Below are 22,193 nucleotides of genomic sequence, written 5' to 3' on the forward strand. Positions count from 1 at the left end.
CATCCATGCCCGCGTACTTTTTACGCCAGAGGTAGAATGTGGCATCAGAAATATTGTGCTTGCGGCATAATTCTTTGACGGGCAAACCCGCCTCCGCTTCCTTGAGAATGGCAATGATCTGCTGTTCGTTGAATCGCTTCTTCATATTCACCTTCCTTCTTATAAGATGAACATTACTAAGTTATGGCTGGATTAGAAAGCGGGGAGCAGGTCAGAGTCGGTAATGCTTGAAAACTCCCAGAAGTAATCAAAACCATCCAAATATCTTCAGCTACTGATAGTGCATCACAACGCAACGTAAAAGTCCCTCAATTTGCTTCATTAATGTGTCTAGAACAGACCAAGCTCTGTTTAATGCAATAGCTAATATTTGAGGAAGTGAAAAAAATTTTTTTAACCCCCTTGAACTTGATTTCATCGCCCCTATTTTTCTGATAGAGAGCACAAGGTAGCGCTCTCAGTATCACTTATATGTCTTTTATTTTTTGTAACTATAGGAGGCTAACCTCATGAATATTCGTCCTTTAAATGACAGGCTGATTGTCGAAAGACTGGAAGCAGAAAGCAAGTCTGAAGGAGGAATTGTACTTACATCCCAATCCGTCAAGAAATCCAACCGGGGGAAAGTTGTTGCCGTCGGCTTGGGCCAGCGACTGGAGAATGGTGAACGAGCAGCTATGGATATAAAAGTGAACGACACCGTCATTTTCAATGACGGTTATGGCGTTAAATCTGAGAAAATCGATGGTTCGGAGTACTTAATCCTCTCTGAATCTGATGTGTTAGCAATCGTTGAGTAATTGATTTTTATTTATTTTTTGGGGAGATAATCATGACTGCAAAAGATGTTTTATTTGCTGATGAATCGCGTCAAAAGATGCTTAAAGGTGTGAATTTACTGGCCGATGCGGTTAAGGTCACTCTGGGCCCTAAAGGGCGGAATGTGGTCTTGGACAAATCTTTTGGTGCCCCTGCTATCACCAAAGATGGTGTATCCGTGGCAAAAGAGATCGAGCTAGAAGATAAGTTCGAAAACATGGGTGCACAAATGGTAAAACAGGTTGCATCAAAGGCCAACGATGAGGCTGGTGACGGTACCACAACGGCAACCGTATTGGCTCAATCATTAATTAACGAAGGATTGAAAGCGGTCGCCGCGGGAATGAATCCAATGGATCTCAAACGTGGTATTGATAGAGCCACGGAGGCCGCGGTAGAGAAGTTACGAGAGATATCTCAGCCATGCAGCGACAAAGGATCCATCACTCAGGTAGGTAGCATTTCTGCTAACAGTGATAGAGATATCGGTGAAATCATTGCTGAAGCAATGGATAAAGTCGGTCGCAATGGTGTTATTACGGTAGAAGAAGGTCAAGGCCTTATCAACGAACTTGCTGTTGTCGAGGGTATGCAATTCGACCGAGGTTATCTGTCCCCTTATTTTATTACTAACCAGGAGGCTGGCACGGTAGAGCTAGATAACCCCTATATTCTTCTAGTAGACAAAAAAGTCAGTAATATCAGAGAACTACTCCCAGTACTTGAAAGTGTTGCGCAGCAATCTCGTTCACTACTTATCATTGCCGAAGATATCGAAGGAGAAGCGCTCGCCACACTGGTAGTGAATAATATGCGTGGAATTGTTCGAGCGTCGGCAGTGAAAGCGCCCGGCTTTGGTGATAACCGAAAAGCAATGATGGAAGACATCGCGGTACTGACAGATGGGACGCTCATTTCTGAAGACCTTGGTCTTGAACTTGAAAAAGTTACATTGGAGCAGCTGGGTAGTGCGAAGAAAGTCACGATTACTAAGGACGCAACCACCATCGTGGGCGGTGTTGCAAAAGAAGACGTAATAAAAGATCGTGTTGTATCTATAGAGAAGCATATTGAAACCACAACATCTCAATACGACAAAGAGAAACTTCAACAGCGTATTGCCAAACTTGCTGGCGGCGTGGCCGTGATAAAAATCGGTGCAGCGACAGAAGTTGAGATGAAAGAGAAGAAAGATCGTGTTGATGATGCTCTGCACGCAACCCGTGCTGCCGTAGAAGAAGGTATCGTCGCAGGCGGTGGTGTTGCTCTGGCTAAGATCGGCTATGAATTAGGAGACCTTAAAGGTGACAATGACGACCAAAATGTGGGTATCCGTGTTGCCTTACGGGCTATGGAAGAGCCACTTAGACAAATTGTGACCAATGCTGGCGGTGAGGCCTCTGTGGTAGCAAATGCCGTAAGAACTGGCGATGCCTACTATGGCTTTAATGCTGCAACGGGTGAGTACGGGAATATGATTGATATGGGTATTCTCGACCCAACCAAAGTGACCCGCTCGGCGCTTCAGTTTGCTGCATCTATTGCTGGCTTAATGATAACGACTGAAGCAATGATTTCAGAGCACGTTAAAGAGAAGGAGTTCACCGACTAACTCTTATAAAGGCATAAGCGGGTAATTGATTACCCGCTTATATCAACCTAGTATTTAGCCATAGAGTTTTAGAATGAATATATAAAAATGGAATATTTCAATAATCATTTAATAAAAATATTTTATATTAATTCAGTTGATCTTTGTGTTCTTTAATACTATAAAAAGAGTGAAATGGTTGTCTGATTAGAAACCATTTTTTCACAAATTGTTTTTATTTTATGTTGCTTCTTATGGAGGATATATTATGAACTCAATTGACCTATCTCCACTATATCGCAATAGTATTGGTTTTGACCGTCTAGCATCATTAATTGACCATGCGTTAACCAGTGAAAATGCTGTGAACGGTTACCCCCCATACAATATCGAAGTTCTGAGTGATAACCGCTATGCCATTAGTCTGGCTGTAGCCGGATTTGTTCAGGAAGAGCTCGATATACAGGTAGAAAAGGGCGTGTTGACTGTGCGTGGACATAAAAACTCTGACGAAGAGCGGAAATATCTCTATCAGGGTATAGCTAATCGTACATTCGAACGTAAATTTAATTTAGCTGACTATGTTGAAGTTATCGATGCCGACCTTTTTAACGGTTTGTTGACCATTACTTTGGTAAAAGAAATTCCTGAAGCGATGAAACCTAAATCCATTTCCATTAACAACAATGGAAAAGTATTAGAACATAAAGCTGAAGAAAAGCGAACCAAAGAAGGTGAAGTTGCCTAATTAGCATGGAGGGTGCGAATAGCAGCACCCTCACTTTTACTGTTAATTAATATTAACCTGAATATGGGGGGATTTCATGAACATTGAAAAGCTAAAACCCTGGAATTGGTTTAAACATGAAGAGAGCTCAACTAATCAGATCCCAGTTTCAAAAAGTGAAGCTTCTTCTGATGTTAGCCAAGGAACTACCACTATCACATCACCTCAGCAAAGTGCTGTAGGTTCGTTGTTACAGCTACATCAGGAAATGGACCGTTTGTTTGATGATGTGTGGCACTCATTTGGAATGCCGGGCACATCGCGACTAACTCGCCCCAACTCACTGTTTGAACAGAGCTTGGTTGGTGGGCACTCATTAGATACCATTCGTGCAAAGCTGGATGTGTCGGGAAGTGAAAAAGAATATGAAATTTCCGTTGAATTACCTGGTCTTTCAGAAGGCGACATTCAGATAGAGCTGAATACCAATACGCTTGTGGTGAAAGGCCAAAAGCAGGAGGAAAAGGAAACCAAGGGTAAGCAATACTATCGCGTGGAGCGAAACGTGGGGACTTTTCAACGTACCTTATCCTTGCCTGATGATGCTGACAAAGAAGCTATATCCGCGAATATGAAAAATGGTTTATTGATTATTAAGATTCCGAGAAAAGCACTACCACAGGATGAGGTAAAACGCATTTCCATCTCATCATAAATACAACTGGAGGCGGCTAAGGCTGCCTCCTCTTAGAGTTTATTGTTACCAAGGTAAATGCCATTATGTTAATAAGACTGATTCATATCACTCTTTTTCTTTTATTATTTTTTTGCGGTTCGGTTCATGCCACTTTGCCCGATGTGATTACTGATGAAAAAAAAGTGTATGAAAATATATTGAGAGGAGATTATAACAGCGCTGTCATTTGCCCTGATATAGCACCGGCGTTACTTGACGGTATACAGCTAGAAAATACTATTAACGAAGCTGGCATCAGAGTTTTGGGTGTTGCTCCAAACTCAAAGGCTGCATTCAGTGGAATACGTCAAGGCGATATTATCTTCACAGTAAACAGGAAAAAGGTTAACGATATCCGTTCTCTTGAATCATTTATAACTGGCAAAGATAGCGTATCAATGAATGTGTTTAGAGGGGGAAGGCTACAATTTATAGTCCTTCAATAAAAACTGGAAGGGGGTAACATGGCTAAAAAAATAAGTAAGTCTTTAAATAATGTCTTGCTGATTTGTGAGACGAGTACAAATGTTGAAGGTTTCATTCGTCTATTCAATAGTTGTGACTTTTATGTTGATGTTCGACATGATAATTTGCAGGATGTAGATTTTGGTCAATATGGAGCAGTTGCGCATATTACAAATTCATCGGATTCCTTGACTGCTTTATTAGGGCATAGATTAGAATCAGTAAAAGATGAAGAATGGATTTTAATTTCCGGAGAAAATGATGATCTGCATTGTACGGTTCAGGTAACTGCACTAGCCTCTGAAGAGCTGAGACTTTACATAAGAACTTTATGGGCAAATTTTAATATCGCTTAATTTTACTTATTATAAATATGGCTATACCTTAAGTTCAAATAACTCTATATTTTTTTTAGCTCTAAACTACCTACTTTGGTCATGATTTATTACTATCTTATAAAAATAAGTGCAGTAAAGGTAAATAATGCAGAGAATAATGTGTTTTCCAAGAAACTAGGGGCTTGGAATAATAAAGTTAATTAAGAGCTTGCTAAATTAGAAATAACTGTAACTCAGTTTTGTCCAAATCAGAGTTACGTTGAAGGGCGTAACTCTAGCTTTTCAACTTTTTGAAACAGTGCATAAGCCCTAGTGACAGCGTAACATGGATTTTTCTCTCATTTTTATCATTTACCACCACCGAAGCCTAAATCCCCTGTTTTTGAAAAAGCCCGTTTGATATAACCATGAAGTCTTTAGACCGCTAGACCCTTAAGTTTATGATTAGGAACAAGTAAAATTCCCATTATGCTGCTCAGCTATCTAGAAGTCTTTCCGGCTTTCTTTGGGCATTTCCGGTTTATTACCTTCTTTCCCAAAATCTTCTATCCCCATCTGGGTATTTAGCTTTAGCGTTATATACTTTAGTATATAACGGTGTTTTTGCTCTTAGGATCACCAAGATGAAGTGCTGGAAGGGGACTGTAGCTGCTATCGTTATGTCAGCTATGCCTGTTATGCCGTTTTCAACTATTGCCGCCGAGAAGGTTACCGTGTTTGCCGCCTCGTCGCTGACCAATGCGATGAACGATGTCGTATCAGCCTATGAGCAAACAACGGGTGAAAAACCAGTGGTTTCTTACGCATCGTCCTCGGCGTTGGCTCGTCAGATTGCACAAGGCGCACCAGCCGATATCTATGTCTCGGCCAATGAGAAGTGGATGGACTACTTGTCAGAGCAAGGTGCGATAGAAGACTCGACCAGAAAACCGCTATTGCACAATAGCTTGGTGTTAGTTGCCCCCAACGATTACCCTCAGCAGCAGGTTACGTTGAGTGCTTCGCTCGATCTTACAAAAGCCTTAGATGGTACCCGTCTGGCAGTAGGTGATCCGAACCATGTACCTGCAGGGATCTATACCAAAGAAGCCTTGCAGAATATTGGATTATGGCAGCAAGCTCAGCGCCTGCTGGCTAGGGCCAATAATGTCAGAGGTGCATTGTTGCTGGTAGAAAGGCAAGAAGCCTTACTGGGTGTGGTATACAAAACAGATGCACTGGTTTCCAACCGAGTGAAAATTGTCAGCGAATTCCCTGCTGATAGTCATACAGCTATCCGTTATCCGGTTGCTATGGTGAAAGGGCGTCAAAATAAGAGTACACAAGGCTTTTATGATTTTCTCAATTCAGAAGAGGCGGCGGCAATTTTCACCGAATACGGATTCGGGGACGTTAAGTGATGCTGACAGAGTATGAAGTGCAAGCGTTATTGCTGAGCTTGAAAATCGCCAGCGTTGCTGTTGTTGTAAGTTTGCCTTTTGGTGTTGTTTGCGCTTGGTTGCTCGCCCGCTGCCAATTTGTGGGAAAGTCATTGCTCGATGGCCTAGTGCACTTACCTTTGGTACTTCCTCCGGTGGTTATTGGCTATTTGCTACTGGTGGTTATGGGACGTCAGGGTATTATTGGAAAAGTGCTTTATGAGTGGTTCGGCCTAACATTTAGCTTCAGCTGGCGCGGGGCCGTACTCGCTGTTGCGGTGGTCTCTTTCCCATTGATGGTTCGCTCTATCCGGTTGGCACTCGAAGGCGTTGATCACAAACTGGAGCAGGCGGCGCGAACTTTGGGCGCCAGTCCGCTAAAAGTGTTTTTCACGATTACACTGCCGCTTACTTTACCAGGGATACTGACAGGGGCCATTTTGGCCTTTGCCCGTGCCTTGGGCGAATTTGGCGCGACCATTACCTTTGTGTCCAATATTCCGGGGGAGACCCAAACCATCCCGCTGGCGATGTATTCCTTTATCGAAACCCCGGGGGCCGAGGAGCAAGCAGCTAGGCTCTGTGTGATCGCGATTGTTATTGCGCTAGCATCAATACTGGCGTCGGAATGGCTGTCGCGTGTGGCTAGGCACCGTTTGGAGGCCAGATGATCGTTATTGATGTGAAGCAAAAGCTGGGTGAGCTGGATATGGATATCAAGCTTGAGTTACCCATGCAGGGGATCACGGCTATCTTCGGTCGCTCGGGAGCAGGCAAAACCTCCTTGATCAACGTGCTTAGCGGCTTGTCGAAGCCCGATTCCGGTTCGATTTCACTCGGTCAGCACGTCCTGTATAGCCAGCAAGCAGGCATTAACCTGCCGCCCGAGAAGCGCCGGATCGGTTACGTATTCCAAGATGCCAGACTGTTCCCACACTATACCGTTGAGGGGAATTTGCTTTACGGCTGCAAAAGTGAAAAGTCCGATCAGTTTCATTCCGTTACACACCTGCTGGGTATCGAGCACTTATTAAAGCGCTATCCCGCCTCTTTGTCTGGTGGTGAGAAGCAGCGCGTGGCAATAGGCCGCGCGCTGCTGTCCAATCCATCACTGTTGCTGATGGATGAACCCTTGGCATCACTTGATCTACCCCGCAAGCAAGAGCTAATGCCTTATCTGGAGCGGCTGGCCAAAGAGGTTAAAATCCCGATTGTCTACGTCACCCATAGCTTGGACGAAATTCTTCGTCTGGCCGATCATATGGCGATGATTCATCATGGGAAGGTTGTGGTCTCTGGCCATATCAACAGTGTTTGGGGCTCTCCTGAAATGCGGCCTTGGCTACCGGCCAAAGAGCAGAGTTCGCTGTTGAGTGCTCGCATTAACCATCACCACCCGCACTATGGTCTTACCCAGGTAATGCTCAACCATGATGCTTATTTATGGGTTAACCGGTTGCAAAGTGTTAGGGGAGAGTGGGTTAGGGTTCGTGTTCATTCGAATGATGTGTCGCTGACCAAGGCTAAACCTGAGCAAACCAGCATTCGGAATATTCTCGCAGCAAAGATAGATAAAATTCATCCGGTTGATGAACAAGAGCGTGTTGAGGTGCGCCTGCGGGTCGGGGAGGCACAATTGTGGGCCAATATCACCAAGTGGGCCGCAGATGAGCTGCATTTGTCGGTTGGAGACAAAGTTTTTGCCCAAATTAAAGGGGTGAGTGTCACGCAGGAAGACTTGGCGTCCATGTAGCCACCTTCATGTTGGCGTGTATTTGAAAAGTACCGATTAATATTGGTACTTTTTTATTTGTGAGTCGGACAATATAAAAATTGATTAAGTGCTAATGTATATATATATGCTTTTTTTATTATTGTTTTTATGTCTTTGATTTTTATTTTACCTTGTTATTTCTGTTTTTCATCCTCATTTTGAATGGAATGCTGGACAGTTTGGTTTGTTTAGTCTTGCATTGGCCAACATGGTATCACCATTCATTTAAGTTATTTTAATTCAAAATCTTACTCTTGATTTTATCAATGAAGACACGACGGCTGATTGTTAATTGTTTGTCAGGTTGGTGAGAATATCACCGTTGCATATTGAATGGTTAAGGAAGGATTAAGTATAGTGTGTTTCGTAAAAAGTGAGTAGCAAAATTATTTATTGTGTTTTATTAGGCTAAATAAATACTATCCTTATATTGTTATTATTGTGCCTAATAAAACATATCAAATGCAAACAAGGTATGTTATGAAAGTTTTACCCTTATTCGTTTTGTCATCATTGTTATTAGTGGGATGTGGTTCTGGTGGTTCGAGCTCTTCTGCATCTTCTGATAGTGATAACCCTGGTACCCCGTCTCATTTGCCTGAAAGTGGTGGTGATGACTCCGGCACAAGTCCTGGTGACGATAACAATGCCGGTAGTGGCGGCGATGATAACACCGGCGGTGGTGACGAGGGTAATACAGACCCAAGCCCGGGTGATACGTTTGCCGAGCAGATGCTTTATGCGGTTAACCAAGCGCGCTCACAATCACAAGTGTGCGGCTCTACAACTATGCCTGCCGTTCCAGCCCTAGAATGGGATTATGACTTGGAGTCGGCGGCGATACGCCATTCCAGCGATATGGCGAATAATGGCTTTATGAGCCATACAGGTTCAGATGGAAGCTCTCCTGAAGACCGAATCAATGCGACAGGCTATTCGTGGAGCACTTGGGCAGAGAATGTAGCGGCTGGCCAGAAAGGTATTGATGCTGTTATGGCAGCCTGGATGAAGAGTGAAGGCCACTGTAAAAACATCATGAACGGCAATGTCACTGAGATGGGCGCAGCATTTGTTGAAAACCCAGATACTCAATACGGGATTTACTGGACGCAGGTGTTTGCCAAGCCGCGTTAATTAGCACTATCATGAAAAGCCGCCAACAATTGGCGGCTTTATTTGATTTAATTTGGCATGATTACCGCAACTTTTCCATCACTAAAATAATGATTGGATTTGGAAAAAGCGATAGGCTCTGCTAAGTTTCTTAATTCGGTACGCCAAGCTAATACTTCAGCATTTTTCATTAGCGTGTCCCGCTCTTGATCGGTATCTGGGTCAATGCCGTGTAGAATGGTGATTAATCCCTTGTAATGAGCAAGTTTGAGTCTGTTATCATAACTAATTGAAGCAACCCAAATATCCTGGCCTGTCTGTTCTGATTTTCCAGCAAACCACCATCGGATATGCCGGCGGTTAATCAAGTCGCCTTTAATTTGATAGGCTAATAATTGTGGTTGTTGGTTCCAATATAAATCTGAAATTGGTGGCTGTTGTTTGGCTATTAATTCAAGGTACTGAGATAAATTCAGAGTATCACGAGAGAAGGTTTTGTTTTTCACCCAGCCTAGCTCTTCCATTAAGGTACTTGGGTGTTCGCCATATAAAACAATATTTATTGGTTGCGCTTTATATACCGGAGACAGCCCCGGATAAACGGTGTAGCTTAAATTATCTAGTGTGATTTTGTCATCCTGCAAGGCTGTAATATTACTGTTAGCTTGTGCCTTGGAGAGCCATTCAATTTGGTAGGCATCGCTATGAAAAAAGTGGTAGTAGTTTGCCGCGCCCAGTGCCGTAAGCCAGCAGAAAGTTATCAGCAACCATTTTCTCCAGCGATAAACACGGTAAAGTATTACCGTTGCTAGCAGAGAAATAAGGCCTGCTGTTAGCAGGACACTGTGTTCTTGAAAAAATAACCCTATGGCCTGCCAACTTGGTATTACGTCAACTCCTTTGCCGATAAAGAATCCAGCAAGCGTGAATTGGCCAACTCCCAGTATCAAACCGATGGATGAATATAAAGTGAACGTTGACCATCGCATGGCATAGCTGCCTGCGATAAAGGGCATTATCCAGGCGACAGGGCCAAGTAGACGTGAAGCTGTCACAATCCATGGCCCTTTTGTTTGCAGGATTAATCGTGCTTTGGCGATCGGACGTTTTGTTTTGTTGAATTTACTCACTAACCAGCGTCGCCCTCGAGCGCCAAAGCGGCGACCAATGAAAAAGCTAATTTGATCGCCAATGAAGCCCCCGGCGAGCACTGCTAGTACCCCGTAGATAGCCCCATGACTGAGTAGGTAACCAGCAGCGAGCAAGAAGGGTTCACCAGGAAAAAACAGATTGGGACCGATCAGGGCATCAAGCAAGCTGCCGCCAAAATACCACCACCAAGCAACGTCATGCATGACTTATTTAGCATCCTTGTAATGATCAAATTTATACTCCATTTCGCTGTTGCGCATTTCGCCCATGAAAAAGCGGCGGACATTGGCTCTAAGGTAGGTCAGGCCCATTTTGACCAAACCATCTTGCTCCAAGCGGCGAGGGTCAAACCAAAAGCTCACCGGGATCATTCTATAACGCCAGGTTTTAGCTGCTCGCTTGGCGTAGTCGCAGTCTTCACAAAGCACGATGCTTTGGTCAAAACCGCCAATCTCTTTGTGGGCACGTTTGGTTGAAAACATGCAGGCGCCGACGGCCGTGGGGAAGAAAAATGAGGTAGTGAATAGTCCGGCGTTAAATAGTGCATATCCAAGCCGATAACCAATCGATAAGTCTTTGGCCGTCATATAGGCCCCTGCAACTTCAAGTTTGCGGTTATCTAACTCGTAAAGTGCATTGGTCAGGAATGTAGGGCTCAAGCGCACGTCGGCATCAAGAAAAATTAGCCGTTCATGCTTGGCAAGTTGTGCGCCTGTATTACGACCAAGGCTGGTTCCGCGCTCGCGCATTTTGTGGACGGTCAAGCTGGGTAGGGCTTGTTCAAAACCTCTGGCGACCTCACAAGTGTTGTCATCACTGTTTGAATCAACAACGATAACTTCAAATTGCTGATGACTTTGTTTACTCAGATCCTCCAGTAGGCGACCAATACGTTTCTCTTCATTAAGGGTGATGATCACGATGCTTACAGTTGTCATAACTATCTCCAGTTGTTGGTACTGGAGATAGTTTGCAAGGCTTTGATTGAATTATTGCTGAGGGGTTAATTCATTTCGCATTCATATTCTTTGTCTGGCACTGCTTGGCGCTGGTAGTAAAGTTGTATTTTATCGATTAGCCAGTCAGGGTCGTCGGTAGGCAGGTCGTGGCCGGCCTCGGTGTGGAGCAGCAAGGGGATATTCCATGCCTTGGCTAAGGCTTTACTGCACGAAATATCCACCAGGGCATCTTGTTTGCTGCCAATGAGGAGAGTAATGGCTGTCGGTACAACAGCGTATTGATATCGGCTAGCAGCATAGAGTTGACGTAATGCATTAGAGGCTGAAATCGGGCAGGCTACTCGCCACTTGATCCAGTTATTGATAATACTTGGTGGAGATTGCCTGGTGGTCATGGCAAAAATGAGTGCTTCACGTTTTTGCTCGGAAATAAAGAAGTAGCGCACGATATTTTTGTATTGCTGCCATTTGAGCCTTTTATAAAATGGGGAGTAGTTGCCAAGGCTGGAGTTAATTAAAATTGCCGAATGGATCTCTTGCGGAAACTTATGCATCCATTCCAGGGCGATCATACCGCCAAGAGAAATTGCGATGATATCGACGCCATCTTCTGCGCTGAGAGTTTCAGCCAAGCGGTTGGTGTGTGATTGATAGGCAGATAGTTGGCATCTCAGATCATCAACCATCTCCGACACACTGGTAGCAGATTGTTCGCGGTAACGAGGCCCATTGCCAGCGATATCCAATGTGATGATTTCACGCTTGGGAAAAGTGGCCTTGAGCATAACGAGAAATTTACCCCAGTGACGGGTTTCACGAAGTAAGCCTCTTATGAGCAGAATAGGGCGATTGGGATCAGTAGTTATTCGATTCATGATAACTCGGGGCTGGTTTGTAAATTGGCAAGCTCAATATGATCAAGCTTTGGACAGCTGATAACCCGGCTGTTTATTGGGATGAGGGCTAAGGCTGGAGTCGGGTAGCTAACCTGCCTCTCTAGCCCTATGAGTTCGGGTAAACGTCGGTATATGTCTTCTTTACTCAATACACTTCACTCCTTTGCCTAGCTTCAAAAGTTACAAAGCGAAATCTCGCCCTCAATAGAGAATACTAGCGACTGGGTATTACTGACAAATGTCAGTATAGGAGCTGTATGGTGGAATAGGGGATCGCAGGGGGTGCAATTGCTACAATTTGGATGGAGAGCAAGCTTTTATTGTAGCAATTGCAGAGAGCATTAGTGGGATTGGCTGTATTTCTTCGCTGATTCCAGTTGGTACACTTCGATACTGTGTACCCACTTTGGACGGCTGATGAATCTAGCTATAGCGATACAAGGTAGCAAGAAGAAAAATAACGGTAATGCTTCATGTAAATAGGTATTGGCCAATACTTCTTCGTGAGTAATGAAGTTCAAAGCAGCCAAAATGCAGAAGATTAAGCCCAGAACAACCAGAATCGCAGAGATCACCAAGCCAATGCCCAATAAATCCCTTAGATATAGTTTAGAAGCATTCATATCCATTTCCTCATACAAATCTGGATAAAAATATACGCTTATTTTTGCTTCTCGTTGTGATGTCGATCACATATCTGGTTGGGCTAAAACATAGTTATTATTTTCTTGATTCAAGGCAAATTCTCAGCAAGTTGCTCGATTTTAGAACGCGTAGCGAATACCAAGTTGATAGTTGGTCATCGAATATTTATCGATTGTCGCATAGGAGAAATTAGCCTCAATCTTCATATTGTTCGAAACATTGAAGACATTACCTACGCGGTATTCATTATACTTTTCGTCAAGCTGCTCAAAGCGGAATGATGGCTCTATCATCCAATTGTCCAGCAGAAGGAGGCGTAGGCCGATGTCGGCACCCGCACCGGAATCACTGTATTTTTTATCCTTATTTCCGATGCTCTCTCCCTGTTTTAAATTGAGGTTGGCAATACCCACGGTCGAAAAGAGCGAAAGAGATGGCGAAAAGGGTTGGTAGAATCCAATACCTGCAATTTGGTGTGTGAGTGATACCTGGTTGCGCTTGGACAACTCGACTTTTCCTGCCACGTATAGTCGATGTGCGAAGTTCCAGCTTCCTTTCAGGTAGGCTCCTGCCATGCTGTCAGCAACAGTTGTTCCATGGGTATTGTCATAAAAATAATGGGAGGTGGTAAACTCATGGCTAAGCGCTGTGTATTGAAAGCCACCACTTATATAGTCGAATTCAGTTGTTGAAGTCTGAGCTTGGGCAAGAGTTGGGCTGAGTATCAAGGTCAATACAGAGAGTCTGGTCAGGATATTATTCATGGCTATATTTGGCAGCTACTTAGTGTTGCTGCTAATCATACAAGCATAAAAACATCGTTCAATATTTTATTGAACGATGTTCGTATTTAATTGTAAGCGATATTGTAATCTGGTGTTTTTTCGACCTAAAGGGCCCATTTGAAAGCGCTGTGGAAGATTGCCTTTCCGCCAGACTCAATGTTATGGCCATGGGATAGAATAATCCGGTCAAAAGGCCAGGTAAGGATTTCCTGCAGCGATTGCCGTAACCTGGTTTTGTTCTTGAACGTCCAGCGCCAATAAAGTGGCATGGCAGGGTGCTGATAACAGCTATTAGCGAGAGCCAGCGCAATCGTAAATACATTGGTGGAAGAGCGGAACCAAGCAAGGGTATCACCGACGATCAAGGTTTTGGATTCAGGATCACAAAAGATCACTTCTTCCATCCGGTCGCTGCCTCTCAGTAAAGTTTGATAGAGCTGGTGCTGCCAGATTTCAGGGCTTTTAGCACCAAGGGCATCATCAAATACAAGGTCGGTGCGTTTGTTTTGGAGGCCCGGCGGGGCAAAAAAATATGCCTCGGGATAGGCCAGCCACCACTCAGAAAGAAATAAGTGGTGGTTCATATTGGGGGTGACAATAGCTTGGATGGCACCAAGCTGGCTAAGTTCCAACTGGAGCGCGGTTGTCAGTTGGATAGGTGAGTGAATGAGCAGTTTGCCGTTATCAAGCCGGATTACTGTCATCCTTGCACCAACAGGTATGCCATTCAATTTGAATGGCATATCCTGATACCAGAGTCGATCCTTACTCCATTCTTTCATCGGTTATCCTTAACCAGATTTACTAGTGTTAGGCTAGAAGCCCATTAATTTTAGTAAATATTCCGCCGTTTCAATAGCCTGCTGTCTATTTGCGATATTAAGTTTTTGGTACAGGTTACGAATGTGGGTCTTGATTGTCGTCGATGCCACATCCAGCTCCGAGGCAATCTGCTCATTGCTGTAACCGGTATAGATAAGCCCAAGTACCTGCCACTCCCGTTGGGTCAGTGGGCTGGTACGGATGAGTTCGGGTACATCTGGCAAGTTGAGCAGTTTTTCGACGAAGTTTTCATCAAAGTGAACTGAGCGGTTACGCTCCTTGCTTGTCATTTCCCTGAGCAGTTGGCGCGCACGGTGAAGCTCTAGTTCGTTGAGTGCTTTAGTGTCAACTAACTCCTGGATCAGATCGCAGATCTGGCTACCGTCACACAGGAAGATACCCACCATGCCGGTACTGTTCGTCAGCTCGAGCGCTTGCTTGATTTGCTGCAGGGCTAACTCTCTGCGCCCCTGGCGTTTGCTCAGTACGGCTTGAACCACAAGGTTGCGGTTCTTATCAGTGATCAGGTTGTGTTTATTACAGCTCTCATCCAGCATAGTGAAAATCGCTTCGGCACGGTCGAATTCACCGATATTGACACACGCACGGCCAATGTTGCGCCACTGTAGCTGCTGGAAGTGGTTACAGGCTGCTTCCGGTTGCTCTGCATGCAGCAGCCATTGCTGGATGCTATCCATATCACTGGTCATTTGCCAGAACAACAAATTGGCCAAATCAGTATTGGCGCGCCAGTCAATGTGGTAGACCGAGCGGCTCATCAAGCTGTTACACAGGTCAAGATAGCGGCTTGCTTTGTCTATCTCGCCACGGGTGATGGCGATTCGCGCCAGCATCGAGTAGGCATGAAGTGACTTGGTCTCGTCATAGGGGGCAAGCACTTCTAAGCTTTTCAGGGCTGATTCTTCGGCTTCCTCAAGGCGATTCCAGCACCAGAGGATTTGCGCTCGAAGACGAAGCAGGAACTCGTGAAGTGGTACTTGCTGCAGGTGTTGCTCTTTAACCAGTTTGAAAGCCTGCTCAAGCAATTCATAGGCACTTTGCACATAGCCCTGGGCCAATAAAATTTCAGCCTGCTGCAGCAGCGCCCACAAAGCTTGATGGTAGACATGGTACTGGCGGGCCATTTTCTCGGTCTGCTGCATCATCGGCAGTGCGCGGCTTAGGTTGCCCAGGCAGTGATGAACTTCACCCACGACGGACGTTGCGACGATACGGCTACGGTAGGTTGTCGATGGCAGTTGGCCCAGTGCTTGCTCGGATAATATCAGTGCATCGTCCGGTTTACCTTGGTTGATAGCCACTTGCGCGCGAAGGGCATTGAATTCACCTTGCAGGGCATCATCGAGATCGATATTACGTTTGGTAAATTCGGCCTCTGTCTCCACAATCATGTCGCCAACATCGTTGTATAAATGCTGGCTTTGCAGTAGCCACATGTGGAGTAGGTTCAGGCGCGGCTGGGTGTAAAGCTCTTCAGCGTCAATTTGGCCGAGGGCATCTTGCAGCAGCTTCATTTCACCGTGGTGGAACATTTCCCAGCCAAAATCGCACAGGATGTTGATAACTAGTTTAGTATCTTCACACTTTTGAGCGTGTAGCAACGCCTGTTGAGGCGAGTTCTGCTTCAACCAGGCTTTGGCTGCCAGTGCATGCAATTCCGCCCGCTGTTGCGGAATTTGGGAATAGCGCTGGTGGCGGAGGAATTCGGCAAACAGGTTATGAAAGCGATACCAATTGTTGTCCCCCTCAAGAGTATTGAGGAACAGGCCGAAGCGGTTGAGCGATTCGAGAATGGCCAGCGCGTCACTACGCCCTGTCAGATCGGTCACCAATTGTGCATTGAACATATCAAGCACCGAGCACTGTAGCAGGAATTGCTGGGTTTCACCGTCAAGTAGGTCAAAAACTTCTTCAGCAAGGTAATCCCACAAATGGCCTCGATTAAAGCTTGCCATCGACTCGGCTGATTCAACCAAGTTATGGGGTTTTTGCTGGGCGTGCAGGGCAATCAGTTGTAGGGCGGATGGCCAACCTTCAACTTGCTGATGCAGAGACTTCAGAACATTGGCTTCGATACTTTCACCGATTCGTTTATCGAAGAAGCGAGTGGTTTCTTCTTCATCGAAGGCCAGCAGATCGTTATCAACCTCGATGAGCAAGTCACGAATGCGCAGGTTGGCTGTACCTAGCGGCGGCAGGGTACGGCTGGTCACAACTAGCGTCAGGTTGTCAGGCATATGCTTGAGGAAAAAACGCAGGCCGTCGTGAATATCGTCATTATTAATCAGGTGGTAATCATCGAGGACTACATAGGTTTGATCATGATATTCAGCCAGTTCACCGAACAGTTCGCTAAACAGGGTTGATAAGCAAGCAAACTGGCGGCGTTCTGCCATGGCCTGGGTTTTCAAGCATGCATTGTTGGTGGCTTTGTTTATTGTTTGAAGAAGATAATTTGCAAAGCGGAAGGTATCGTTGTCGTTTTCGTCAATATTAAACCAACCGGTATGCGGGTGCTCATTCAACCATTGGGCTGCCATAGTGGTTTTGCCATAGCCCGCAGGAGATCGAAACAGCACAAGACGGTAGAACGGGGCCTGCTCTAGCGTTTCCAGCAAACGGGGACGTAAAATTGCGTTATGAAGGCGTGCTGGACGAGTTAATTTAGATGGTATCCACATAGTCTTGCTATCTTATTGTAAGGTTTCAGTTCCATTGTCGCTCAGGAGCGTAGCTCTGAATGTAATATATTATCTGAGCATTTATGCCATGTAATCCTGGTTATCATTTCAAAAAATTGCAGTATGGCATTTGATCTAGTCGATAACTTTGACAGCGCATCAGGTTGAATTCAGCAAAAGATGCTAACTCATCCCTATATTTATGACACGGTTCACATATCTTAGATCTTGCAACATCATATATCTATCTAATTGCACATGGAAATGTAGTCTGTAATTGTGACTTTAAATGCATATGGATGGGTGTTTACGTCTTTCTCCACCCCATATTTTTGCATCATGTCACAGAAAGTGGGGGAGTTTCATAACTACGCCCCTACCACTCATCCCTACTCCTCCCCGAATCGGGAGGATGTTAGCGCTGATAATTACAGGCAAGATTGTCAGCAGTTGGAAATAATCCTAGAGCGAGATTGAACCATGCCTAAGAATGGTCAGACACAACAATTTAATAAAGCTGCCTTTAAAGCGGCGGTAGAAAAACACCTCACAACAACTTACGCAGCAACAGATGACACAGCGACGACTCGCAGTTGGTATCTAGCAATGGGTAAAGCGCTGGCTGAAATCAGCACCGGCAACCTATTGGCGACAGAAAAGAATCTTGCTGAGCAGAAAGCACGCAGTGTGAACTATCTTTCACTGGAGTTTCTGATCGGCCGCCTTACCGGCAACAACCTAATCAGCATGGGTCTATACGAAAACGTTGCTGAAGCTATGGAAGAGATGGGCCAGAATCTGACTGACCTGTTGGAAGAAGAGCGTGACCCTGCACTGGGTAACGGTGGTCTGGGTCGTCTAGCGGCTTGTTTCATGGACTCCCTGGCTGCACAAGAGTATCCAGCTGTTGGTTACGGTCTTCACTATGAATACGGTCTGTTCCGTCAGTCTTTTGTTGATGGTCGTCAGGTAGAAGCACCGGATGCATGGCGTGGTATCGAAGGCTACCCATGGGAAGTACTTCGTCCTGAGCTGGCACAAGAAGTTAGCCTATACGGTCATGTTGAAGCTTACACCGATGAAAACGGTGTTGAGTGCCGCCGCTGGGTACCGGGTATGACGGTAGAAGGTGTGGCATGGGACCTACCGATTGTCGGTTACGACAACAAGAGTGTTTACCCGCTACGCCTTTGGGAGTGCCGCTCAAACGCGCCGTTCAACCTAGCGCGTTTTAATGATGGTGACTATGTTGGTGCACAGTACTCGGCACTAGAAGCCGGTAACGTCACTAAAGTTCTATACCCGAACGACAACCACGATCAAGGCAAAGCACTGCGCCTGATGCAGCAGTACTTCCACTGTGCTTGTTCGGTTGCTGACATCCTTCGCCGCCACGAAGCTGCGGGTAACACTATCGAGTCCCTAGCTGAGCTGGAAACTATCCAGCTAAACGATACTCACCCAACTATCGCTATCCCTGAGTTAATGCGCATCCTCCTTGATGAGTACAAGCTAGGCTGGGACAAGGCATGGGAAATTTCGTCAAAGACCTTTGCCTACACCAACCACACCTTGCTGCCAGAAGCGCTGGAAACATGGAGCGAAGCACTGATCCAGCAGATGCTGCCTCGCCACATGGAGATCATCTTTGAAATTAACCATCGCTTCATGAAGCTGGTTGAACAAACTTGGCCGGGCAACAACGAAGTGAAGCGCAAGCTTTCCATTATTCAGGAAGGCCCACACCGTATGGTTCGCATGGCTAACCTTTGCGTCGTGAGCACTTACGCGGTGAACGGTGTTGCAGCACTGCACTCAGAGCTGGTCAAGCGCGATCTGTTCCCTGAGTTCAACGAGCTGTTCCCTGGCCGTTTGACCAACGTGACCAACGGTGTAACGCCACGTCGCTGGATCAAATACTGTAACCCAGGCCTTTCTGCGCTGATCAGTGAGAAAGTGGGTAACGACTGGCCAGCTAACCTTGAGAAAATCGCAGGCCTAGAGAAATTTGCTGACGATGCAGCGTTCCAGAAGCGCTACATGGCAGTGAAGAAAGAGAACAAGCAGCGTTTGGCTGACTGGGTTGAAGAAAACATGGGTATCGAATTGGATACGGATGCTATCTTTGATATCCAAATCAAGCGCCTGCACGAATACAAGCGTCAGCACCTGAACTTGCTGCATATTCTGGCGCTTTACCATCGCCTACTGAACGATCCAACGTTCGACATGCACCCGCGTGTGTTCTTCTTTGGTGCGAAAGCAGCACCAGGTTACGCACTGGCTAAAGACATTATCTTCGCCATTAACAAAGTGGCAGAGAAAGTGAACAACGACCCACGCCTTGGCGGTAAGCTGAAAGTGGTATTCATTCCTGATTACCGTGTCAGCCTGGCTGAAATTTTGTTCCCAGCAGCCGATGTGTCCGAGCAAATCTCGACGGCCGGTAAAGAAGCATCAGGTACGGGTAACATGAAGTTCGCCATGAACGGTGCACTGACAATTGGTACGATGGATGGCGCAAACGTAGAGATGCGCGAAGAAGTGGGCGATGAAAACATCTTCATCTTCGGTCTATTGGTTGATGAAGTGCAAAAACTGAAGGAAGAGGGCTACGACCCTTACCGTTACTACCATGCTGATAGCCTTCTACGCGCAGCACTGGATTTGTTAGAGACGGATGAATTCACACCAGGCAACCCTGGCCAGCTAGCGGCAATTCGCCATAACTTGCTGGACGGTGGTGACCCATACCTGGTACTGGCTGACTTTGCCGATTACGTGAAGACGCACGAGAAGATTGATGCGGAATACCGTGACCAGAAGACATGGGCCCGCAAGGCCATTCTGAACACGGCACTGATGAGCAAGTTCAGTTCAGACCGTAGTATTCGAGACTACGCTAACAACATCTGGAAACTAGAGCCAGTTTCACTGTAACTGCTCTAGCCTGCAAAAAGTACGAATTGATATCAGCAAAACTTTAAACATCGTAGCGGCCGCAAGGCCGCTAACGGAGAGAACGATGAAAGACGATCAAGTATTAAAACAAGTGGCAGACATGGTCGGCATTGCCGATAACTATGTCAGTGCTTGGGGGGATGAGGCGCAAGTTGACAGCGATACAATCCGTCGCCTGTTGGCAGCGCTAGGTTACGACACCAAAAGCGATGAAGCCTTGCTGGAATCGGCAAACAAGAAACTGCGCCCTGATGTGCTAGCACCAGTGAAGGTGGTTCGCAGTGGCGAGCCGATGCACATTGAAATGCATTTGGGCCAAAGCGCACGTATCAGCGATTTCAGCTGGCGCTTGGAAACCGAGCAGGGGGATGTGCTGGAAGGCTGGCTGCAGTCTCAGCTTGTTTCTGACGAGCGTGCAGACGGTGGTACCTTGGTTTTTGCTTTGCCGGATGATCTGGCTTGGGGTTATCACAAGCTTGAGGTGTTCCGTAAGCGTCGTAAATCTCCTTTCGAAATGACTTTGATCGTGACGCCGACGTCTTGTTTCAAGCAGCAAGATCTGCTGAATAACAAGAAGCTTTGGGGGACCAGCGTTCAGCTGTATTCAATTCGTACTAACCACAACTGGGGTATTGGTGACTTCGGCGATCTGAAGCAATTGGTTGCTGACGTTGCTGCCCGTGGTGGTGACTTTGTGGGTTTGAACCCAATTCACTCCTTATTCCCAGCTAACCCGGAAGGTGCGAGCCCATACAGCCCATCTTCACGTCGTTGGCTGAACCTGATGTACATTGATGTTAGCTCAGTGACTGAGTTCGCCCAGTGTGATGAAGCCCAGCAGCTTGTTGGTAGCCCTGAGTTCCAGCTGCGCCTGAATGAAGCGCGCAATGCAAACTGGGTAAACTACAGCGAAGTGTCTTGTCTGAAAATGGCTGTTCTGCCTCTGTTGTTCAAAACGTTCAGCGAGCGCCATCTTGAGAAAAATACCGCACGTGCCCAGCAGTTCTTACAGTTCGTTGAAGATGGTGGTGAGAGCTTGCTTCACCAAGCGGCATTCGATGCGCTACATGCTGAGCTGAAGAAAGATGACGATAATACTTGGGGCTGGCCTGTATTCCCTGAGCAGTACCGCCACTTTGATAATGCGGCTGTACAGACGTTCATCAAGAAAAACTATTCACAAGTACAGCTATACATGTACCTGCAATGGCTAGCTGACACCCAGTTGGCAGAGGTGAATGAACTGGCTGAAGAGAAGGGTATGACGATTGGTCTGTACCGTGACCTTGCAGTAGGTGTTTGTGATTCAGGCTCAGAGACGTGGGCTGACCACGGTGCACTGTGTCAGGACGTCAGTGTGGGTGCGCCGCCAGATATTCTTGGTCCTCTAGGCCAGAACTGGGGCCTTCCACCGCTGAATCCAGAAGTGCTGAAAGAGCGTGCGTACGAGCCGTTTATCCAGCTTCTTCGTGCGAATATGCGTAGTTGTGGTGCTTTGCGTATCGACCACGTACTTGGCTTGTTGCGTCTATGGTGGATCCCGAAAGGTGAATCAGCGCAAAACGGTGCTTACATGTACTATCCGGTTGAAGACATGATGTCGATTCTGGCGCTAGAAAGCCATCGTTACCAGTGTACGGTAATCGGTGAAGACTTGGGTACGGTTCCTGATGAAATCGTTGATAAGTTGGCGACGGCCGGTATTCACTCATACAAAGTGTTCTTCTTCGAAACAGCCGAAGACGGTGGCTTCTACTCACCTAAACACTATGCCGACCAGTCAATGTCTGCTCTTTGTACGCACGATATGCCTACACTGCGTGGTTTCTGGCATTGTGATGACCTGAAAATGGGTGAAGAGCTTGGCTTGTACCCAGACAAGGAACAACTGGCAGGTTTGTTTGATAGCCGTGCCGAAAGCAAACAAAAAATCCTTGATAGTTTAGCTTGGCATGGTTATCTTCCTGAAGGGGTTGGGCATAATGCTGCATATGTACCGATGGATCAGTACCTAAGCGAAGCCATGCAACTCCACCTAGCTGCCGGCTCTAGTGCTTTGTTGAGCCTACAGCTGGAAGACTGGCTAGAAATGGACAAGCCGGTCAACATTCCGGGTACCGTTGATGAATACCCGAACTGGCGTCGTAAATTGTCGACCACATTGGATGATATCTTCACCCGCCAGAATATTGTTGACTTGACTCGTCGTTTAACCGAGACACGAGCAGAAGCATCAAACAATAAGTAATATCAGGAGTAATGCGTTGGACACACCTACAGTGACCCGCAG

General features: G+C 46.1%; 20 protein-coding genes. 12 read left to right on the plus strand and 8 right to left on the minus strand.

Going from position 1 to position 22,193, the window contains the following annotated elements; translation table 11 throughout:
- A partial coding sequence (locus C9J03_RS06585) for a transposase (protein WP_146149067.1) occupies window positions 1-145 on the minus strand: 145 nt, incomplete at its 3' end.
- Window positions 146-509: 364 nt separating this feature from the next.
- Between C9J03_RS06585 and C9J03_RS06590 the strand changes: the two genes are divergently transcribed.
- From C9J03_RS06590 to C9J03_RS06635, 10 genes are all read left to right on the plus strand, one after another.
- Window positions 510-800 (plus strand): co-chaperone GroES, encoded by a 291-nt coding sequence (locus C9J03_RS06590; RefSeq protein WP_044621254.1) that lies wholly within the window; start codon window positions 510-512, stop codon window positions 798-800.
- Window positions 801-832: 32 nt separating this feature from the next.
- Window positions 833-2,431 carry a chaperonin GroEL gene (gene groL, locus C9J03_RS06595; RefSeq protein ID WP_044621253.1) on the plus strand — a complete coding sequence of 533 codons (1,599 nt, stop codon included), beginning with the start codon at window positions 833-835 and terminating at the stop codon, window positions 2,429-2,431.
- 247 nt (window positions 2,432-2,678) lie between these two features.
- The gene (locus C9J03_RS06600; RefSeq protein ID WP_197078548.1) at window positions 2,679-3,158 is read left to right on the plus strand and encodes an Hsp20 family protein; all 480 of its coding nucleotides are present in this window, start codon (window positions 2,679-2,681) and stop codon (window positions 3,156-3,158) included.
- Between the two features lie 76 nt (window positions 3,159-3,234).
- The gene (locus C9J03_RS06605) at window positions 3,235-3,852 is read left to right on the plus strand and encodes an Hsp20/alpha crystallin family protein (protein ID WP_044621252.1); all 618 of its coding nucleotides are present in this window, start codon (window positions 3,235-3,237) and stop codon (window positions 3,850-3,852) included.
- A 65-nt stretch (window positions 3,853-3,917) separates the two neighbouring features.
- Window positions 3,918-4,319 carry a PDZ domain-containing protein gene (locus C9J03_RS06610; protein ID WP_044621251.1) on the plus strand — a complete coding sequence of 134 codons (402 nt, stop codon included), beginning with the start codon at window positions 3,918-3,920 and terminating at the stop codon, window positions 4,317-4,319.
- Between the two features lie 18 nt (window positions 4,320-4,337).
- On the plus strand, window positions 4,338-4,694 hold the full coding sequence (locus C9J03_RS06615; RefSeq protein WP_044621250.1) for a hypothetical protein: 357 nt from the start codon (window positions 4,338-4,340) through the stop codon (window positions 4,692-4,694).
- A gap of 605 nt (window positions 4,695-5,299) precedes the next feature.
- Window positions 5,300-6,076, plus strand: coding sequence for a molybdate ABC transporter substrate-binding protein (modA, locus tag C9J03_RS06620; RefSeq protein ID WP_044621249.1), 777 nt, complete (start codon window positions 5,300-5,302; stop codon window positions 6,074-6,076).
- Window positions 6,076-6,765, plus strand: a complete 690-nt coding sequence (modB, locus tag C9J03_RS06625) for a molybdate ABC transporter permease subunit (RefSeq protein WP_044621248.1) — start codon at window positions 6,076-6,078, stop codon at window positions 6,763-6,765. The genes modA and modB overlap by 1 nt, the downstream gene beginning before the upstream one ends.
- On the plus strand, window positions 6,762-7,847 hold the full coding sequence (gene modC / locus C9J03_RS06630) for a molybdenum ABC transporter ATP-binding protein ModC (protein WP_044621247.1): 1,086 nt from the start codon (window positions 6,762-6,764) through the stop codon (window positions 7,845-7,847). The genes modB and modC overlap by 4 nt, the downstream gene beginning before the upstream one ends.
- A gap of 501 nt (window positions 7,848-8,348) precedes the next feature.
- Window positions 8,349-9,002: a CAP domain-containing protein gene (locus C9J03_RS06635; RefSeq protein WP_044621246.1), complete on the plus strand. Its 654-nt coding sequence runs from the start codon at window positions 8,349-8,351 to the stop codon at window positions 9,000-9,002.
- A gap of 47 nt (window positions 9,003-9,049) precedes the next feature.
- Here the strand turns inward: C9J03_RS06635 and C9J03_RS06640 are convergent, their stop codons facing one another.
- The 7 genes from C9J03_RS06640 to malT form a co-directional block, all read right to left on the minus strand.
- On the minus strand, window positions 9,050-10,336 hold the full coding sequence (locus C9J03_RS06640; protein WP_044621245.1) for an LssY C-terminal domain-containing protein: 1,287 nt from the start codon (window positions 10,334-10,336) through the stop codon (window positions 9,050-9,052).
- 3 nt (window positions 10,337-10,339) lie between these two features.
- A complete protein-coding gene (locus C9J03_RS06645; protein ID WP_044621244.1) occupies window positions 10,340-11,071 on the minus strand; it encodes a glycosyltransferase family 2 protein in 732 nt (243 codons plus the stop codon).
- A 65-nt stretch (window positions 11,072-11,136) separates the two neighbouring features.
- On the minus strand, window positions 11,137-11,967 hold the full coding sequence (locus C9J03_RS06650; RefSeq protein WP_044621243.1) for an alpha/beta fold hydrolase: 831 nt from the start codon (window positions 11,965-11,967) through the stop codon (window positions 11,137-11,139).
- A 362-nt stretch (window positions 11,968-12,329) separates the two neighbouring features.
- The gene (locus C9J03_RS06655) at window positions 12,330-12,611 is read right to left on the minus strand and encodes a hypothetical protein (RefSeq protein WP_044621242.1); all 282 of its coding nucleotides are present in this window, start codon (window positions 12,609-12,611) and stop codon (window positions 12,330-12,332) included.
- A 141-nt stretch (window positions 12,612-12,752) separates the two neighbouring features.
- Window positions 12,753-13,397: a hypothetical protein gene (locus tag C9J03_RS06660; RefSeq protein WP_044621241.1), complete on the minus strand. Its 645-nt coding sequence runs from the start codon at window positions 13,395-13,397 to the stop codon at window positions 12,753-12,755.
- 125 nt (window positions 13,398-13,522) lie between these two features.
- Window positions 13,523-14,200: a DUF4336 domain-containing protein gene (locus C9J03_RS06665; RefSeq protein ID WP_044621240.1), complete on the minus strand. Its 678-nt coding sequence runs from the start codon at window positions 14,198-14,200 to the stop codon at window positions 13,523-13,525.
- Window positions 14,201-14,233: 33 nt separating this feature from the next.
- Window positions 14,234-16,942 carry an HTH-type transcriptional regulator MalT gene (gene malT, locus C9J03_RS06670; protein WP_044621239.1) on the minus strand — a complete coding sequence of 903 codons (2,709 nt, stop codon included), beginning with the start codon at window positions 16,940-16,942 and terminating at the stop codon, window positions 14,234-14,236.
- Between the two features lie 480 nt (window positions 16,943-17,422).
- Between malT and C9J03_RS06675 the strand changes: the two genes are divergently transcribed.
- Together C9J03_RS06675 and malQ are read left to right on the plus strand one after the other, a co-directional pair.
- On the plus strand, window positions 17,423-19,882 hold the full coding sequence (locus tag C9J03_RS06675; RefSeq protein ID WP_044621238.1) for a glycogen/starch/alpha-glucan phosphorylase: 2,460 nt from the start codon (window positions 17,423-17,425) through the stop codon (window positions 19,880-19,882).
- An 85-nt stretch (window positions 19,883-19,967) separates the two neighbouring features.
- Entirely contained in the window at window positions 19,968-22,151 is a 2,184-nt protein-coding gene (malQ, locus tag C9J03_RS06680; RefSeq protein ID WP_044621237.1) for a 4-alpha-glucanotransferase, read from the plus strand.
- Window positions 22,152-22,193: the final 42 nt, after the last annotated feature.

Source organism: Photobacterium gaetbulicola (assembly GCF_003025515.1).
Lineage (GTDB): Bacteria > Pseudomonadota > Gammaproteobacteria > Enterobacterales > Vibrionaceae > Photobacterium > Photobacterium gaetbulicola.

Excerpts from the sequence above, each read along its gene's own strand:
- C9J03_RS06665 (WP_044621240.1), bottom strand. The coding sequence starts at position 14,200 with ATGAAAGAATGGAGTAAGGATCGACTCTGGTATCAGGATATGCCATTC.
- malQ (WP_044621237.1), top strand. The coding sequence starts at position 19,968 with ATGAAAGACGATCAAGTATTAAAACAAGTGGCAGACATGGTCGGCATT.
- C9J03_RS06650 (WP_044621243.1), bottom strand. The coding sequence starts at position 11,967 with ATGAATCGAATAACTACTGATCCCAATCGCCCTATTCTGCTCATAAGA.
- modA (WP_044621249.1), top strand. The coding sequence starts at position 5,300 with ATGAAGTGCTGGAAGGGGACTGTAGCTGCTATCGTTATGTCAGCTATG.
- C9J03_RS06675 (WP_044621238.1), top strand. The coding sequence starts at position 17,423 with ATGCCTAAGAATGGTCAGACACAACAATTTAATAAAGCTGCCTTTAAA.
- modC (WP_044621247.1), top strand. The coding sequence starts at position 6,762 with ATGATCGTTATTGATGTGAAGCAAAAGCTGGGTGAGCTGGATATGGAT.
- C9J03_RS06610 (WP_044621251.1), top strand. The coding sequence starts at position 3,918 with ATGTTAATAAGACTGATTCATATCACTCTTTTTCTTTTATTATTTTTT.
- C9J03_RS06640 (WP_044621245.1), bottom strand. The coding sequence starts at position 10,336 with ATGCATGACGTTGCTTGGTGGTGGTATTTTGGCGGCAGCTTGCTTGAT.
- C9J03_RS06635 (WP_044621246.1), top strand. The coding sequence starts at position 8,349 with ATGAAAGTTTTACCCTTATTCGTTTTGTCATCATTGTTATTAGTGGGA.
- modB (WP_044621248.1), top strand. The coding sequence starts at position 6,076 with ATGCTGACAGAGTATGAAGTGCAAGCGTTATTGCTGAGCTTGAAAATC.
- groL (WP_044621253.1), top strand. The coding sequence starts at position 833 with ATGACTGCAAAAGATGTTTTATTTGCTGATGAATCGCGTCAAAAGATG.
- C9J03_RS06600 (WP_197078548.1), top strand. The coding sequence starts at position 2,679 with ATGAACTCAATTGACCTATCTCCACTATATCGCAATAGTATTGGTTTT.
- C9J03_RS06590 (WP_044621254.1), top strand. The coding sequence starts at position 510 with ATGAATATTCGTCCTTTAAATGACAGGCTGATTGTCGAAAGACTGGAA.
- malT (WP_044621239.1), bottom strand. The coding sequence starts at position 16,942 with ATGTGGATACCATCTAAATTAACTCGTCCAGCACGCCTTCATAACGCA.
- C9J03_RS06615 (WP_044621250.1), top strand. The coding sequence starts at position 4,338 with ATGGCTAAAAAAATAAGTAAGTCTTTAAATAATGTCTTGCTGATTTGT.
- C9J03_RS06645 (WP_044621244.1), bottom strand. The coding sequence starts at position 11,071 with ATGACAACTGTAAGCATCGTGATCATCACCCTTAATGAAGAGAAACGT.
- C9J03_RS06660 (WP_044621241.1), bottom strand. The coding sequence starts at position 13,397 with ATGAATAATATCCTGACCAGACTCTCTGTATTGACCTTGATACTCAGC.
- C9J03_RS06655 (WP_044621242.1), bottom strand. The coding sequence starts at position 12,611 with ATGAATGCTTCTAAACTATATCTAAGGGATTTATTGGGCATTGGCTTG.
- C9J03_RS06605 (WP_044621252.1), top strand. The coding sequence starts at position 3,235 with ATGAACATTGAAAAGCTAAAACCCTGGAATTGGTTTAAACATGAAGAG.